Here is a 13,130-nt window from a genome sequence, read left to right on the forward strand (position 1 = left end):
GAGGTGAGGGACGTAAATGGCTGGAGAAAGCTCGGAGGCGGGGCCGGATACCGGTGCCCCGCCTCAGGTGTTACTGCGGCTCAGGCGATGAGCCGAACCTTCTCGGCCTGCGGCCCCTTCTGGCCCTGAGCGATCTCGAACTCCACACGCTGGCCGTCGTCCAACGCCTTGTAGCCGTCCATCTCGATCGCCGAGAAGTGGACGAAGACGTCCTGCCCGCCGTCGACCGCGATGAAGCCGTAGCCCTTTTCGCTGTTGAACCACTTGACGGTGCCCTGTGCCACGGTGCACTTCCCTCACTTCGATGGTGCTGGGTTCGACAACCCCCGGCCACGCTGTTTGCTGGCCGGGGCCGCCGATCCGTGGTCCGGGGTGGTCCGTCGAACACAGCGGCCGAAATCGCACGCTACACGAGGACCCCCGCCCGCGCACTACCCCAAACCGGACACCCGGGTCGTCACCCGGCATCCCGTCGCCCCTACCTGCACTCCTGCCCCGTTAGACGAACGTTGTTTCGCACAGACCGAACGGACGAGGCAGACATCGGGCGAGAATCGGCCACGGACGGTTCGTTACGGCGTACGTGATAGCCGCCTTGACGGCCGTGGCTCGCATAGACCACGTTGGCTTCCTCGTGGGCGATGCTCGACCGCAGCACCGGTGCTCGGGTGCTGCTGCGCTACTCGGGCGAGCGCGGCTTCGAGTACGGCTCGGCGCTGTGCCAAGAGGTTGGTAGGCGGGTGGCCGCCCCGGTTTAGGGTGGCCTGGTGACGACGCGAGCGACCGTACGCCGGGTGCGGCACCAGGATGCGGCCCGGATGCGGGCACTGCGCCTGGAGATGCTCGCCGACACCCCGCTCGCCTTCCTGGAGACGCTGGCCGAGGCGGCGGCGGTCCCGCACAGCGAGTTCGCTGACCGGCTTGCCCGCAGCGCGTCCGGCCACTTCTGCGCGCAGTTCATCGCGGAGGTGGACGGGCGCTTCGTGGGGCACGCCGGCGGCATCATGTCGCCCGACGACCCCAAGATCACGATCATCTTCGCCGTATACATCACGCCCGCCCACCGCGGCAGCGGGATGCTGAAGCAGCTTGTCGACGACGTGGCCGCCTGGTCGCTGCGCACCGGCCGCCCGGAGCTGATGCTGGAGGTGGTGGTCGGCAACGACCGGGCGCGGAAGGCGTACGAGCGGCTCGGCTTCGTCGACACCGGCGTACGCGTGCCGCACCCGGTCATCCCGGTGCTCCGGGAGATCCAGATGCGCCGTCCGGCCTAGCTGGTGGTGTGCCGCCGCGACTGGACGATCCGGAAGCGGCTGGCCACGTACGCGCCGTCGGTCAGGGCCGCGTTCGCCGCCGGGTTGGCGCCGCTCGCGTGGAAGTCGGAGAAGGCCGCCGACTGGTTGACGAAGACGCCGCCGGTCAGGTTGCAGGAAAGGTGCACGCCCACGTCGAGCGCGGCCGCCTCGGCGTCGTCCAGCACCTTGTCGTCGGTCGAGTACACCGACGCGGTGATCGCGCCCCGCGTGCCCGCGGTGGACCGGAAGATCTCAAGGCTCTCCGCCGTCGAGTCGGTGGCGATCACGAACGAGATGGGTCCGAACCACTCCTTGCCGTAGGTCGCCTCGGCGTCCGCGGGCAGCTTCACGATCGCGGGGGTGCGGACGATCGCGCCCTCGTACGCCGGGTGCTCGACGACCCGCGAGTCCAGCACCGGCTCACCGATCGACTTGACCTCGTCGAGCCGGTCGAGCACACCGTCGTTGACGATCGCGCCGGTCAGCTCCACCGCGCGGGCCGGGTCGCCGGTCAGCTTGCCCACCGAGGCCGCGATGCCGGCCGCCACCTCGTCGAACGACTTGTGCCCCTGATCGGTACCGATGCCGCCGGCCGGCACCAGCACGTTCTGCGGAGTGGTGCACATCTGTCCGCTGTAGAGGGTCAGCGAGAAGCCGATGTTGCGGCACATGCCGGCGAAGTCGTCGGTCGAGTCGACCACGATCGTGTTGACGCCGGCCTTCTCCGTGTAGACGACGGCCTGGCGGGCGTTCTCCTCCAGCCACTCGCCGAACGCGGTCGACCCGGTGTAGTCGATGATCTTCACTTCCGGGCGCACCGCCAGCGTGGAGGCGAGCGCCTCGCCGGGCGCCTCGGGCGCCAGCAGCACCAGGTTGGGGTCGAAGCCGGCCTCGGCGAGCACCTCACGGGCGTACCGCACGGTGATGGCGAGCGGGAGCACCGCCCGCGGGTGCGGCTTCACGATCACCGGGTTGCCGGTGACGAGAGAGGCGAAGAGCCCCGGGTACGAGTTCCAGGTCGGGAACGTGTTGCAGCCGACGACCAGGCCGATCCCGCGCGGCACCACGTGGAACCGCTTGAGCAACCGGAGCGGCTCGGCTGAGGCTTTGGAGCCGGCCGGCTTCTCCCACTCGGCCTCGCCGGGGTGGCGGGTCATTTCCGCGTACGCATACGCCAGCGCCTCCAGCGCGCGGTCGAGCGCGTGCGCCCCGCCCGCCTGGAACGCCATCACGAACGCCTGCCCGCTCGTGAACTGCACCGCGTTGGCGAGCTCGAACACATGCGCGTGCAGCCGCGCCAGGATCTCCAGGCACACGCCGGCACGGACCTGCGGGCCCGCGTCGCGCCATGCCGGCATCGCCGCCGTCGCCGCGGCGACAAGCGCGCCGGCCTCGGCATGCGGGTACGTCACCGCGAGCTCGACGCCGAACGGGCTCGCCTCGGTCGCGATCCAGCCGTCGGTACCGGGCTGGTCGAGCGGGAAGCGGTTGTCGAGGTACGCCTGGAAGGCCGTCGCGCCCTCGGCGGCGGCCTTCTCTCCATAGATACGAGGGCTGGGCGACTCAGGGTAGGCCGACCAGTAGCCGCGCTCGGAGATCGCGGCCAAGGCACGCACGAGGGTATCGGCGTGCTTGTCGTACAGATGGCGGTCCGTCATTCCGCCATCATGCCCCAGCGCTGACGTGCTCCCGCTGGTCCGCGGGCCCACCTCTCTTACACGTCGGCCTGCCAGTTCTGCCAGCCGTCGACGGCGCGGAAGCCCATCGCCTCGTTGATCGAGATCATGTGGTCGTTGACTCCGGCGTTCCAGGTGTCGATCGCCCGCACCCCCGGCTCGTACGTCCGGGTATAGCTGAGGTTTTCCAGCTTGACGACCGTGCCGAGGCGGTGGCCGCGGTGGGTCGGCTCGACGATCGTGATCTGCTGGAAGGCGTGCCAGTCGACGGTACCGGGGAAGTCGATCGTGGTGAACGCGACGACCTTGCCGCTCTCGTCGTGACGCACCGCCGTGTGGTACCGGCGGCGGCCGCGGGCGGCGACCACGGCATCGACCGCGCGGATGCGGTCGGCGTCGATCTTTTCCGCCTCCCAGTCCAGCTCGCCCATCGGCGCGTCGGTGAGCAGCCGCCCGTCGAGGTACGCGATGTCGTCGATGATCTCCTCGGGCGTGGCACCCCGCCACTGGATCAGGGAGTACCCGGCGGCGCGCTCCCACGCGTCGGCCAGCTGCCGCTCCAGGTCGGCGTCGTCCACCTTCGTGACGTCGAGGCGCCGGCGCACGTCGGTCAGCGCATTCTTCGCGCCCATCGCGGTGGCGAACCTGGCGGCCGCCTCGTCGCGCGCCACGCCGCCGGGCAGCGTCTTGGGGGACATACCCATCACCCGCTTGCGACCCGCACCGCGGAGCACGCCCTGGACGTGCTCGTACAGCGCCCGCCCCACGCCGCGGCGGCGGTGCTCGGGGTGCACGGTGATCTCGGCGTCGGCGTTTTCGAGGTTGTCCAGCTGCGGCAGCTCGATCGTCACGTAGCCGGCGGCGGCGCCGTCGATCGTGGCGAGGGCTCGCTCATGCGTGGCGCTGGGCCACGGGTGACGCAGCTCGGCGAGGAAACGCTGCCGGCCCACGGGTGGGAAGTCCGGCACATCCACGGCAAGCGCGGCTTCAACAATCTGGTACGCCTGCTCGACGGCTTTCTCGTCGGCCGGATCCAGGGGCTTGACGGCGATGTCCATGCCACCGAGGTTGCCCTGCCGCAACGCTCACCGCGACCGATTTTACTGAAGAGATTTTGGTCGGGAGGGAAGGCCGCACAGCGCCTCCGGCGCTGGGACGTTAGAACAAAGCCTACGGCGGCCGCCCTCCCGCACGGAGCATCCTGCGTCGTCCAGATGGCGCCGTCAAGTCCCCGGGGCGGTGTTTTCTCGACGGACGGCAAATTCACGACTACGGAATGCAACTCCCATCCCGGACCAGCGCCCCTTACCTGGGCTTCCCTCCGTGGTCAGGCTCCCGCTCCCCGTAACCGGGAGTTGCAGCATCGGCGTGTCGCGAAGGCGTCAGCCGCCGAGGAGACCGGCGTCCCGGGCGCCCCGCAGCGAGGGCTTGATCCGGTACGTCGGGCCCACCTGCTCGGCGACCGCGTCGATCGTCTTGAGCCCTTCACCGGTGTTGAACACGACCGTCTCGGCGTCCGGGTCGAGCTTGCCCGACTCGACGAGCTTCTTGAGCACGGCCACGGTCACCCCGCCGGCGGTCTCGGCGAACACGCCGGTCGTCCGGGCCAGCAGCTGGATCGCGTCGCGGATCTCGTCGTCGCTCGCGTAGTCCATCCAGCCGCCGGAACGGCGCACGGCCTCCAGCGCGTACAGGCCGGCGGCCGGGTCGCCGATGTTGAGCGACTTCGCGATGCCGACCGGCTTGACCGGGGTGATCTCGCTGACGCCGTTGTGCAGGGCGACCGCGATCGGGTTGCAACCGGCGGACTGGGCGCCGAAGACCCGCCACCCGTTGGCCGGGGCCTCGACGAGGCCGATCTCGACAAGCTCGCTGAACGCCTTGTCCACCTTGGTCAGCAGCTCGCCGCTCGCCATCGGGATGACCACCTGCTCGGGCAGGCGCCAGCCGAGCTGCTCAGCCACCTCGTAGCCGAGGGTCTTGGAACCCTCGGCGTAGTACGGCCGCACGTTCACGTTGACGAATGCGGTGTCCTCGAACTCGTCGGTCTCGACAAGCTCGCTGCAGAGCCGGTTGACGTCGTCGTACGACCCCTCGATCGCGACCAGGTCACCGCCATACACAGCCGTCGTGACGACCTTGCCGGGCTCGAGGTCACCGGGGATGAAGACGATCGACGGGACGCCGGCGCGGGCCGCGTGCGCGGCCACCGAGTTGGCCAGGTTGCCGGTGGAGGCGCAGGCGAAGCGGCTGAAGCCCAGCCCCCGTGCCGCGGTGAGGGCCACCGAGACCACCCGGTCCTTGAAGGAGTGGGTCGGGTTGGCGCTGTCGTCTTTGACCCACAGCGGCCCGCGCAGGCCCAGCTCCTCGGCCAGTCGCGGGGCGGAGACAAGCGGCGTGAGGCCGGGGTCGAGGGTCACGCGGCTCGCCGGGTCCTGCCCCGCGGGCAGCAGCGCCGCGTAGCGCCAGATGCTGTGCGGACCCGCCTCGATCTGGGCCCGGGTCACCCGCGCGAGGGCGGCTTGGTCGTAGGCCACCTCGAGCGGGCCGAAACACTCGTAACAGGCGTGCTGGGCGGCGAGCGGGTACTCCTTGCCGCAGCCGCGGCAGACGAGCGCGCGAGCGGGGCTGGCCTGGGCCGGGGCGTCGGAGGTGGTGGCGGAAGTAGCGTCGAGGGTCGACGGCATCGAGGCGTCCTCTCATCTTTCCCCTGCGCCGCGCCGTGCGGCAGGGACGGAATTGGCACCTGTCCCGCCATATGCGGGGTGGTTGCCGGGGCGTCGTCGGGCCGTATCCCTCAGCCCCTCTGGATGAGGTATTCAGTTGTGTGTACTCGCCACAGTGTACGGGGCGAAAGGCCTACCACGCCTTTCTGGTGATCTGCCTCACGCTCCGCAGTCAGGAGACCACATCTTTGCGGGTGAACCGCCAGAACGCGAGGGACCAGAAGAGCGTTGCGTAGGCGACCGCCGAGATGCACCCCTTGACGATGTCGTCGGACTGCACCGGCGTCGACAGCAGCCCTAGCCACGCGTCGGTGTAGTGCGTGGGCAGGAAGGAACGGATGCTGCCCAGCGCGGTGATCTGGTCCAGGATGCTGGAGAGGATGAAGAGCAGCACCGCGCCGCCGACCGCGCCGAGCGGGGCGTCCGTGAGCACCGAGAGCAGAAACGCGAGCCCGGCCACGACGAGTAGCCCCACCGCGAGGTAGCCGAGGATGCCGAGCAGCCGCAGCAGCCCCTCGCCGGCCGGGATCTCGGCGGCCACGGTGCTGCGCAGCGGCGACCAGCCGTACCGGAGTGTGCCGAGGAGCAGGGCGGTACTGGCGAGCAGGATCAGGGCGACCGCCGAGTACCCGAGCGCGACGACAAGCTTCACCGCCAGCAGCCGCGCCCGCGGCACCGGTACGGCCAGCAGGTAACGCAGGCTGCCCCAGCTCGCCTCGCTGGCCACGGTGTCGCCGCAGAAGAGGGCCACCACGACGGTCAGCAGGAAGCCGGCCGAGACGAAGAGCGTGAACAGCGTGAAGTTGAGCCCGCCCGACGTGGCGAGGTCGATCAGGCTGGCGAACTCGCCGCCGCCGTTGTCGTCGTCGCCACCGGTGTCGAACTGGAAGGCGACCAGCACGATCAGCGGGAGCAGGATCATGAAGCCCAGGGCGAACTGGGTACGCCGCCGGGTCGCCTGCCGCCGCCACTCCTGCCAGACGGTGAGGGTGCGGCCGGGACGGTAGCCCGCGGTCGCGCCGATCGTCCCGGTGCTCATCGGTCGCCACTCCCCCGCGAGTTGTCGCCTACCAGGGACAGGAAGGCGTCTTCGAGCCGCCGCCGGGGCACCACGCGGTCGACCCCGACACCGGCGCGGACGAGCTCGGCCACCACCTCGCTGCGCGCGGTGCCGTTGATGTCCACCACAAGCCCGTTGGCGCCGTCGCCGATGACCGACCGGACGCCGTCCAGCCGCTGAAGCACCGCCTCGGCGGCGCCCACGTCGGAGACGTCAAGCCGTACCGATGGCGAGTCGCCGACGATCTCCTCGACCGGGCCGGACGCCACGATCTCCCCCTTGTTGACGACCACCGCGTGGGTACATGTCTGCTCCACCTCGGCAAGCAGGTGGCTGGAGACGAGCACCGCCCGCCCGTCGGTGGCGTACCGCTTGAGCACCCGGCGCATCTCGGCGATCTGCGGCGGGTCCAGCCCGTCGGTCGGCTCGTCGAGCACCAGCAGCTCGGGCTGGCCCAGCATGGCTTGGGCGATCGCGAGGCGCTGCTTCATGCCGTGGCTGTACTTGCGGACCTTGCGGTGGATCGAGTCGCCCAGCCCGGCGATCTCCACCGCCTCGTCGAGCCGCGCGTCCGCCTCCGGACGCCCGGTGGCCCGCCAGTACGCCTTGAGGTTGTCGAGCCCGCTCAGGTGCGGCAGGAAGCCCGGCCCCTCGACCAGCGCGCCGAGGCGGGAGAGCACCGGCGAGCCGGGCACGAGGCGGTGGCCGAAGACGTATATCTCGCCGCCGCTGGGCTGGGTCAATCCCATCAGTACCCGCAGCGTCGTGGTCTTGCCCGCGCCGTTCGGACCGAGCAGCCCCACGACCTGACCGCGCTCCACTGTGAAGTCCACGTTGGACACCGCGACGAAGCCGTCCGCGTACTCCTTGCGCAGCCGGCTGACCACGAGCGGCGTCTGCGCGTACTCCTCCCTGATGGTGGAGTCGGCGCGGCGCTGCCGGCGCCGCACGACCAGGAGGACCACCACGAGCCCCAGCAGCACCGCGGCGATGAGCCCGGCGAGCACCCAGCGCCACAGCACCGCGGTCGTGGGGATGGGCTCGCCGGCGACCGTCGGCACCGTGATCCCGTCGCCGCCCAGGGCGACTGTGTAGAGGGTGGGCTCCGCCGGCGTGGCGTACCCCTGGTCGGACGTTGCTACGACGACCCGCAGCCGGTGATCGGCCTCGATCCGCCGCACGATGGCCGGCAGCGTAACGGTGACCGTCCGCGCCTGGGCCGGCTCGGCGGGCAGGCCGGTCAGTCGCACCGGGGCGACAATGCCGCCGGGGAGCGTGGCGGCGCCGCTCTCGTCGACGTCGTAGAGCTTGACGAAGAGCACCGCCTCACCGGTCGGCGACGCGGCCCGGATGGAGACTGTGGGCGCGCCGACGATGTCGACCGCCTGCGCGAGCGGCTCGGACTGGAAGATGGCGTGCTGGCCGGGCAGGTCGCCGATCAGCCCGCCCACCTCGGAGGCGGCGCTGGCCAGGTCGCCCCCGCCGGGGAGGGCGGAGATCGCGGCCGGGTTGCCGCCGGCCGGGTTCGCGATCGGCTGCGGCGGGCCGGCGAGCGGCACCCGCTCGGTGGCGGTACCGGAGAGGCCGGGGTAGTCGTCGACCGAGTAGCCGTTGGTGACCAGGCCACGGTCCATCGCGTCGAAGCCGGCAACGCGCGACCAGGTGAAGCTGTTGGCCGGCGCCTCACCCTCACCCTTGACGTAGTGGTCGAGCCACTGCCCGGTCAGAAACCTCACCCGGTCACGGTCGGAGCGCGGGCCCTGACCGCCGTCGTGGCCACCGGTGAACCAGGCCACACGCACCGGTGTGCCGTTGGCGGCGATGCCCCGCGCGTTGGCGTCCGCCTCGCTGAGCGGGAAGAGCGTGTCCGACTCGCCCTGGATAAGCAGGGTGGGCGCCTTGATCCGGTCGAGGACGGTCGCCGGGCTGGAGCGGCGCAGCAGGTCGACGGCCTCGGGGGTGGCGCGCCCGGTGGTGGCGGTGCGCTGGTACATCTCACAGACGTCCCGCGCGAAGCGCCCGCAGATCGGGTCCGTGCCGATGCCGGCGCTCCCGCCGAAGAAGAGTCCCGCCCAGCCCTTCTTGAACACCCCGTCGACCGTGTTGGCGCCGGCGGACTCGGGGAGGAAGGAGCGGGCCAGGTCGTTCCAGGTGATCATGGGGACGATCGCGTCCACCCGCTGGTCCTGTGCGGCGAGCATGAGCGCCAGGCCGCCGCCGTACGACCCGCCGACCACGCCCACCTTCGGGTCCCCGTCAGCGTCCTCGCTGACCTCGGGGCGGGTGGCGAGCCAGTCGAGGAGGCGCTGCGCGTCCCGTACCTCGTAGTCGGGGCTGTCCAGGTGGATTTCGCCGCCGCTGCGCCCGAAGCCGCGAGCCGTGTACGCCAGCACCGCGTAGCCGAGCCCGGCGAGGTCTTGGGCGTCGGCGCGCACGCTCTCCTTCGTACCGCCGAAGCCGTGCGCCAGCAGCACCGCCGGCACCGGCCCGCTCCGGTCGGTGGGCAGGTAAAGCGTCGTGTCCAGGTCGACCGGCTCGTCGCCACCCGGCCCGGAGCGGACGGTGATCACCTGCTCCTCGGTCGTATACGCCTGCGACTCGGGCCAGGCAGCCCACACCGCGGCAGCGACGAGCAGGGCGGACGCGACCACAACCGCGGGCAGGGCACGGCGCACGCGCGCGGAGCGGATCGCTGGCATGACGCAAACGGTACGGCGCGGGGCACGCTTCATCCTGAGAACCCTCTCAGGATGAAGCGCCGGGCTACTCTCGGCGAGTGGCCGAACGCGATCTCACCCTGACCGCAAGCATGCGTCCGGCGGCGCTGGACGCCCGTCGCGGCGTGGTGCGACTGCATCCCGAGGTGCTGACCGCGCTCGACCTCAATCCCGGCGACCCGGTGCGGCTGACCGGCAGGCGCGCGACGGCCGGCATCGCGGCCCGCGCCGAGCCGGGTGCGAGCCGCGCGCTGCTCTACGCCGACGACCTCATTCTCGGCAACCTCGGCGTTCGCGACGGCGGCCAGATCACCGTCGCCCCCGCGCCGGTCGTAGCTGCCCGCAGCGTCACGCTTGCCGGTCCGGTCGAGATCATCGCCGCGGTCTCTCCCGAGATGCTTCGCCTCGCGCTGCTCGGCAAGGTGGTCACCGCCGGCGACAACGTCTCGCTCCTACCCCAGGACGTGGTGACCCAGTCCGGCGTCCGCGCGCTCATCCACGCCGCGCGGCGCAGCCTCGCCAACACTGTCGGGTACGCATGGACGAGCACCCTCCTCACGGTCGGCGCCGTCGAGCCGGCCGATGCCGCACTGGTCACAATGGACACCGTGGTCGCCTGGGAGGGCGGGCAGGCCACACACGAGCCCGGTTCGGTGGGCGTGCAGCCGCCTGCCGCCGCTGCTGCTGCCACCGGCGCCGCCGAGGCTGAAGCTGAGGCCGCTCCTTCCGTCGACGACCTGCCTGGGCTGCGCATGCAGGCGCAGGAGCTAACCGAGCTGCTCGACCTCGGCTTCCACCACAGCGAGGTGCTCACCAAGCTCGGCACCTCCGTCGCGCTCGGCGTGCTCATCACCGGCCCGGCCGGCTCGGGGAAGTCCGCGCTCGTACGTGCGGTGGCGGCCGCCGTCGGGGCGACCGTCACCACCGTGTGGGCCCCCGAGGTCGCCGCGCTCACCAACAACGACGCGGCGGCGCGGCTCCGCACGGCCGCGGCGGGGGTACGCGGCCGTGGCCCGGCGGTGCTCCTTGTGTCGGACGTGGAGGCGCTAGCCCCACGCGACCAGCCCGGTCCACTGTCGACGGTCTTCCGCCAGCTGATCGCCGAGCTGGTCCGCGCCGGCGCCGCGGTCATCTGCACCACCAGCCGCCCCGAGTCCGTCGACCTCGCGCTCCGCGGACCGGACCTGCTTTCCGTACAGCTCGCGGTGGCCCTGCCCGACGCCGCGATGCGACGCGAGCAGCTGGCCGTGCTCACGAGGGGGATGCCGCTCGCCGAGGACGTGCGCCTGGACGACGTGGCCGGCCGCACACCGGGCTTCGTCGCCGCCGACCTGGCCGCGCTGGCCCGCGAGGCGGGCGTGCGGGCAGCGCTGCGGATCCGCTCCTCCGGCGCGTCGGCCGACTCCACGCCCACGATCTCGATGGCCGACTTCGAGGCGGCGCTGGAGGTCGTCCGCCCCACCTCGATGGCACAGTCCACACTGGAGGTCGCCGCCGTCACGCTCGACGACGTGGGCGACATGGTCGAGGTCAAGCAGGTGCTGACCGAGTCGGTGCTGTGGCCACTGACGTATCCCGACACCTTCGCCCGGCTGGGCGTGCAGCCACCGCGCGGCGTCCTGCTGTACGGACCGCCTGGCTGCGGCAAGACCTATCTGGTCAAGGCGATCGCGGGCACGGGCAAGGCCAACGTGCTCTCGGTGAAGGGCGCCGAGCTGCTCTCCAAGTGGGTGGGCGACAGTGAGCGTGCGGTACGCGAGCTCTTCCGCCGAGCCCGCGAAGCCGCCCCGACGCTCGTCTTCCTGGACGAGGTGGACGCGCTCGCCCCGATACGCGGACAGGCAACGGACGGCGGTACGACCGACCGCGTGGTCGCCGCGCTGCTCACCGAACTGGACGGCGTGGAGGACCTGCGCAACGTGGTCGTGATTGGCGCCACAAACCGCCCCGACCTCGTCGACGCGGCACTACTGCGCCCCGGCCGCCTGGAACGCCTGGTGTACGTCCCCCCACCAGACGCGGAAGCCCGCGGCGAAATCCTGCGCGCGGCCGCCCGCACGGTCCCCTTGGCCGGCGACGTGGACCTACAGGCGTTGGCATCGTCGCTGGAGCGCTTCTCCGCCGCCGACTGCGCTGCCCTGATCCGCGAGGCCGCACTGGCCGCGATGCGCGAGTCGCTGGAGGCCTCCTCGGTGACGGCGGCACACGTCACCACCGCGAGGGCGCGGGTGCGCCCGTCTTTGGACCCTGGCCAGGTCGCCTGGCTCGAGACGTACGCCGAAAAGCAAGCCGCCCGCTGACCCGCCGTCACGCGGGGGTAGCGACTGGGAGGCCCTCGCTCGCGGCGGCATCGGCTTGGCGTTTGTCGTACGTAACGAAGGCGTGCAGGCTCTCCGCGATCACCTTGGCCGTCGCGAGGTGCAAGGCGTCGAGGGTGCGGATCAGCGGGCCGCCGATCGTGGCAGCGCTCGTGACGATGTCGCTGGCGAGCGGCACCGTCATGACCCTCTGGGTGAGGGCAATGGCCCGGCCGACGTGGTCCGGCTCGTGCCGGGCGGCGGCTCGGACCAGCTCGGGGTAGAGCAGCGCGGACGAGACCAGCGGCAGGGCGATGCGCTCCGCGAGGAATGTCGTCAGCGCCACCGACTCGGGCTCGACACGGATGAGCTTCGCCGCCGCCGAGGTGTCGAGGTAGATCACCGCTCGGTGTCCCGCTCGGCGATGACCGTGTCGGCGAGGCTGCCGCCGGCACTCTCGGGCAGCGGAAGCAGATCCAGCACCGTGCCCGGGACGGCCTGCGGGACCAGCCGGCCCTCGGCGATCCAGCGGTCGATCGTCGGGTTGCCGGTCACGGTGGGTGGGGGTGGCGTGAGGAAGGCGATGACCTTGCCCCGCTCGGTGATGGGAAGCACCTGTCCCTCCTTGACTCGTCGCAGCACAGAGGTGGTCTGCTGGTTGAGCTCGGTGACGGTCACGGCGTCACCGGCCGGCGATGGCGATGGTGATGCGGCCACAGGAGCAGTGTAGTAAAAATCTAGTAGATCTGGGAGCGAACTCGTCACCGTCATCGCGACCTCCACTGTCGTAGGCGCGCAGAAAGTACGCCACGAAGCACGCCGGAAGCCAGGGGTTGCAGCCAAATTGGGGTTATAAAAGCTCGGTACGATTCGATCGTGCGGAGCTGGCTGCTTGGGCTGGCGGTCGCGGCCGGCTGTCTCGTCGCGAGTTGGGCTTTGCTGGTGCTGCTGGCCCGACGGCTGCCGCCTGGGATTTTGCGTGACATGGCCGCCTTCATCCCGGACTGTGTCACTACCGTCCGGCGGCTGCGCAAGGACCCGCGCGTGCCGCGGCGGGCGAAGGTGGCGATCGTGGTCGCGGGCCTGTGGGTGGCCAGCCCGATCGACTTGATCCCGGAGTTTCTCCCCGTCATCGGGCCACTCGACGACATCGTCGTGGTCGCGCTCGCCCTGCGGTACGCCGGACGTCAGGTCCCCCGGGAGGTACTCCTCGGTGCCTGGCCCGGTGACCCGCGGCTGCTGGAGCGCCTGCTCGGCGGCAAGACAGAGCGACGCGACGCCGGCAACGCGGACGGACGCGAGGAGAGCAGGACTGACGAGGGCGAGGCGGGCAACGCCGAGGGGCGCGGATCGGATTGA

General features: G+C 71.1%; 12 protein-coding genes and 1 riboswitch. Of the genes, 4 read left to right on the top strand and 8 right to left on the bottom strand.

Translation table 11 applies throughout. The annotated features are described in order from the left end of the window. Nucleotides 1-80 precede the first annotated feature (80 nt). The gene (locus tag Pflav_RS31395) at nucleotides 81-284 is read right to left on the bottom strand and encodes a cold-shock protein (RefSeq protein ID WP_173040429.1); all 204 of its coding nucleotides are present in this window, start codon (nucleotides 282-284) and stop codon (nucleotides 81-83) included. A gap of 339 nt (nucleotides 285-623) precedes the next feature. On the opposite strand from Pflav_RS31395, the gene Pflav_RS47645 reads away from it, so the two are divergent. Together Pflav_RS47645 and Pflav_RS31400 are read left to right on the top strand one after the other, a co-directional pair. Then, entirely contained in the window at nucleotides 624-758 is a 135-nt protein-coding gene (locus tag Pflav_RS47645) for a hypothetical protein (RefSeq protein WP_269474558.1), read from the top strand. A 6-nt stretch (nucleotides 759-764) separates the two neighbouring features. After that, nucleotides 765-1,274, top strand: a complete 510-nt coding sequence (locus Pflav_RS31400; protein ID WP_173042738.1) for a GNAT family N-acetyltransferase — start codon at nucleotides 765-767, stop codon at nucleotides 1,272-1,274. On the opposite strand, the gene paaN is transcribed toward Pflav_RS31400, so the two are convergent. The 5 genes from paaN to Pflav_RS31425 form a co-directional block, all read right to left on the bottom strand. Beyond that, nucleotides 1,271-2,953 (bottom strand): phenylacetic acid degradation protein PaaN, encoded by a 1,683-nt coding sequence (gene paaN / locus Pflav_RS31405; RefSeq protein ID WP_173040431.1) that lies wholly within the window; start codon nucleotides 2,951-2,953, stop codon nucleotides 1,271-1,273. The genes Pflav_RS31400 and paaN overlap by 4 nt on opposite strands. A 56-nt stretch (nucleotides 2,954-3,009) precedes the next feature. Then, complete coding sequence (locus tag Pflav_RS31410) at nucleotides 3,010-4,029, bottom strand: GNAT family N-acetyltransferase (protein WP_173040433.1); 1,020 nt, start codon at nucleotides 4,027-4,029, stop codon at nucleotides 3,010-3,012. A 324-nt stretch (nucleotides 4,030-4,353) separates the two neighbouring features. After that, on the bottom strand, nucleotides 4,354-5,658 hold the full coding sequence (gene thrC / locus Pflav_RS31415; protein WP_173040435.1) for a threonine synthase: 1,305 nt from the start codon (nucleotides 5,656-5,658) through the stop codon (nucleotides 4,354-4,356). Nucleotides 5,659-5,667: 9 nt separating this feature from the next. After that, a riboswitch (SAM riboswitch) is annotated at nucleotides 5,668-5,788 on the bottom strand. A gap of 81 nt (nucleotides 5,789-5,869) precedes the next feature. After that, nucleotides 5,870-6,736, bottom strand: a complete 867-nt coding sequence (locus tag Pflav_RS31420; protein WP_173040437.1) for an ABC transporter permease — start codon at nucleotides 6,734-6,736, stop codon at nucleotides 5,870-5,872. Then, nucleotides 6,733-9,456 (bottom strand): alpha/beta fold hydrolase, encoded by a 2,724-nt coding sequence (locus Pflav_RS31425; protein ID WP_180201286.1) that lies wholly within the window; start codon nucleotides 9,454-9,456, stop codon nucleotides 6,733-6,735. The genes Pflav_RS31420 and Pflav_RS31425 overlap by 4 nt, the downstream gene beginning before the upstream one ends. Before the next feature lie 110 nt (nucleotides 9,457-9,566). On the opposite strand from Pflav_RS31425, the gene Pflav_RS31430 reads away from it, so the two are divergent. Further along, nucleotides 9,567-11,774: an AAA family ATPase gene (locus tag Pflav_RS31430; RefSeq protein ID WP_415624405.1), complete on the top strand. Its 2,208-nt coding sequence runs from the start codon at nucleotides 9,567-9,569 to the stop codon at nucleotides 11,772-11,774. A gap of 7 nt (nucleotides 11,775-11,781) precedes the next feature. On the opposite strand, the gene Pflav_RS31435 is transcribed toward Pflav_RS31430, so the two are convergent. Both Pflav_RS31435 and Pflav_RS31440 read right to left on the bottom strand, forming a co-directional pair. Continuing rightward, nucleotides 11,782-12,174 carry a type II toxin-antitoxin system VapC family toxin gene (locus Pflav_RS31435; protein ID WP_173040443.1) on the bottom strand — a complete coding sequence of 131 codons (393 nt, stop codon included), beginning with the start codon at nucleotides 12,172-12,174 and terminating at the stop codon, nucleotides 11,782-11,784. Next, complete coding sequence (locus tag Pflav_RS31440; protein ID WP_197938793.1) at nucleotides 12,171-12,488, bottom strand: type II toxin-antitoxin system Phd/YefM family antitoxin; 318 nt, start codon at nucleotides 12,486-12,488, stop codon at nucleotides 12,171-12,173. The genes Pflav_RS31435 and Pflav_RS31440 overlap by 4 nt, the downstream gene beginning before the upstream one ends. Nucleotides 12,489-12,647: 159 nt before the next feature. On the opposite strand from Pflav_RS31440, the gene Pflav_RS31445 reads away from it, so the two are divergent. Further along, a complete protein-coding gene (locus Pflav_RS31445; protein WP_232072133.1) occupies nucleotides 12,648-13,130 on the top strand; it encodes a YkvA family protein in 483 nt (160 codons plus the stop codon).

It is taken from the genome of Phytohabitans flavus (assembly GCF_011764545.1).
GTDB lineage: Bacteria > Actinomycetota > Actinomycetes > Mycobacteriales > Micromonosporaceae > Phytohabitans > Phytohabitans flavus.